The sequence below is a fragment of the Paraburkholderia elongata genome, assembly GCF_013177735.1.
GTDB lineage: Bacteria > Pseudomonadota > Gammaproteobacteria > Burkholderiales > Burkholderiaceae > Paraburkholderia > Paraburkholderia elongata.
This window is the reverse complement of record NZ_WOEZ01000251.1, coordinates 1-2,679: the sequence shown is the minus strand read 5'-3', so window position 1 is coordinate 2,679 and position 2,679 is coordinate 1. Positions and strand designations below refer to the sequence as shown.

Here is a 2,679-nt window from a genome sequence, read left to right as displayed (position 1 = left end):
CCGTTAGCGCGAACTGCTCGTAGTCGGACGTGGGAATTCCGTAGCCCCTGGTCAGAAAATGGGTGGGAGAAAATGAGTTCGCACAAGCGGGGATTATTGTGAGCTACTGACAGTTTTCGACCCAGACGAACAACACCGGGAAATGTGAGACCGTACACCGCGCCCGCGGCCGCGGCCGCGTACTGCAGGAAAGCGCGCGAGAGCGCCGCAGCAGGCGTTTGACGCATCGACGAGGGGCCTGTTGCGTCACGACCCAAGTCATCGCACGGCCGTTGGTTCCGCGTCGGTCGGGACGCCGGCCAGGTACCGGAACAGTGCCAGCGCCCGGTTCGCCGTAGAGGCCTCGTGCCCGCTCGCAATGAAACTGCTGGCTTGCCGGTCGATGCGCGCGAGAATATACAGGCCCCATACGTCGTTCGTCTGGCGCTGTGCGAACACCACCGTCTGCAGCGCAGCCGGCTGAAACAGTGTCAGTCCGAAGGCACGGACCGGCGACACATTTTCCTCGGCCAGCGCCATCCGCTGCGGGCTGTGCTCCAGCACCCGCATCCGGTACACCAGGGGGCCGGAGCGGCTGTCGCGCACCCAGAAGTACAAGGTTCGACCGGCTTGCAGTTCAGACGGACGGAAATCACCCCGCCGGTCCCCGCCCCCGGCGGGTCCGGCCAGCGCTGCGGCATCCAGGAACAAGGGACGCCACGTCTTGTCGGTTGTGGACCAGTAGCGCATGCTGCGCAGGGTGGAGACCGCCCCGGCACGTGCCAACAGCGTCTCGGGACCGCCAGCGACGTGGACCAGCCCTGCGACCGCGACGACAACCCGGGAGCGGGACGCGGCAGGCCATCCGGTACACGAGGACGGCCGCCACACACTCGCATCGAGCTCCTCGGCGCCCAGGATCGCCATTGCTGGTTGCACGCCCAGCGACGCGTAGGCCGGCACCGGCGGTGTCCCGCACGGCGGCGTTGGCAACGGGGTTGCCACGGCGAAGCCGGCGGCAGCCGCCAGCGGCGCGCAGCGGGCGGCTGCCTTCAGGCAATACGAACCGCGAGGACGCGCAACGTTCATCTGGGCTTGCCTCCCAGCAGCGGCTCGGTCAGGAACTTGACGACGTAAATCGATGCGGCTCCGATGTTGAAATACCTCAGCGCGACGTAGCGGCGCATCAAGGGGCGAAAGATCCCAAAGCCTACATCCGAGATCGCCCCGGCAAGTCGTTCGTTCGCCGGCATCCCTTTGACGTTCAGGTCCTCGATAACCACCGCTTGGTTCTCGCGGCAGAGCCGAGTCGTGAGCTTGTGCATGAAATCCGCTCTGACGTGCGCGATCCGTGGGCAGCCTTGCCAAGGATACAGCTGTCTTCATCTATTGACGACGGCGAAAACGATTCCTCGCTCGCCTGTCTGCAGTGGTCGAACGTGACGCCTCGTTGCGGGCGACAGGCCTTGTAAAGCGGACGGGAAGCTATAGTGCCTTCTCCCGCCCACAAGATAAAGTTGAAGTTTCTTATCGTGTGCATTAGCGATCGTGCATGGATCGGTGTGAAAGCAGCAGCATTGCCTTGTCACCCTTGATGGACATACCGTTCCCAAGTGCATTTACTATGCAATGCCAAGTATCGTCAACGTGATGTAATCGATAATCAAAAAGTACGTTCTGGAAATACCATCCTTGCACTAATCGCTCAACGCCTTTAACCACGCGGGTTTCGACGCCCGATCATCACTGCGGATTCGCTACAACCCGGCTCCCCTCTCCATCCCTTACGCGGTATCGGCTAGAGTTCCACCTGTGAAGCAGGTCCTATTGGAGAAGACATGCGCGACAACCTGATTCCCGTCATCGTGGGCCGGAAATGGCAAATTGCTAAGGGATACCATGCCGTTGAACTTCGAACAATGTCCAAATCGGCGCTTCCGCCGTTTAACGACGGGTCGTGCGTCACTCTCTTTCTGAATAGCGCTGGCGACAAGCAAAGAATTTATCCTTTGCTCGGTGTTTCGTCCCTGTCCGATGGTTACGTGGTAGGCATGAGACAAGAAGGTGATGGCAGAACGGATAGTCTGCTATCCAAGTTTCCGCTGAATGAACGAGACGAAGTGTATGTCGGCACCCCCAAAAGCCCGCCGACAATTTTGGACGATCGTGCGCGATCTATCCTTTTTGCTGGCGGAATAGGCGCAGCATCGATCGCGGGAATCGCGAAGCGGCTTGCATCGGCGGGTCAAAGGTTCGAGGTGCACAACTTCGCCCGATCGGCCGACCGCGCAGTTCTTCGAGAAGAATTTGACGCGCTTCGAAGTCACGGTGAGGTCTATCACCATTTCGGCCTGTCCGATGATCTATTCGCGCAGAAGAGTTCCCACGCAATGAGTCCAACTCATGCCAACACACAGATTTACTGCAGCGGCCCCCCTGCTTTCATGGATCTCATAGAGCGCCAAGCCCGCGAATGGGTGTATGCAGCGAACGTTCATAAAATCGCCCTTGGCGACCAAAAGGCATGGTCAGCGGCAGTGTGACGGCACGGTAACTGAGGCGCGCTTTCCGCAGCTGATGCACAATCGCTCGTCGGTCCCGCCCGCTCACGCCTATCTGGGGCTGTGGAATACTCGTGAGCCGCTTGGACGGTTCTAGAACCGTGGGTTGACGTCATGCGCATCTGACCGGTGGCGACCC

At 60.2% G+C, this 2,679-nt stretch carries 3 protein-coding genes; 1 reads left to right on the top strand and 2 read right to left on the bottom strand.

Annotation, left to right across the window (positions count from 1 at the left end):
• Nucleotides 1–258: 258 nt before the first annotated feature.
• The gene (locus GNZ13_RS42940; protein ID WP_172176455.1) at nucleotides 259–1,068 is read right to left on the bottom strand and encodes a DUF6675 family protein; all 810 of its coding nucleotides are present in this window, start codon (nucleotides 1,066–1,068) and stop codon (nucleotides 259–261) included.
• Nucleotides 1,065–1,328 carry a hypothetical protein gene (locus GNZ13_RS53110; RefSeq protein ID WP_328807375.1) on the bottom strand — a complete coding sequence of 88 codons (264 nt, stop codon included), beginning with the start codon at nucleotides 1,326–1,328 and terminating at the stop codon, nucleotides 1,065–1,067. Before GNZ13_RS53110 ends, GNZ13_RS42940 begins: the two co-directional genes overlap by 4 nt.
• A 489-nt stretch (nucleotides 1,329–1,817) precedes the next feature.
• Between GNZ13_RS53110 and GNZ13_RS42930 the strand changes: the two genes are divergently transcribed.
• Nucleotides 1,818–2,522: a ferredoxin reductase domain-containing protein gene (locus tag GNZ13_RS42930; protein WP_172176453.1), complete on the top strand. Its 705-nt coding sequence runs from the start codon at nucleotides 1,818–1,820 to the stop codon at nucleotides 2,520–2,522.
• The last annotated feature ends 157 nt before the right edge of the window (nucleotides 2,523–2,679 follow it).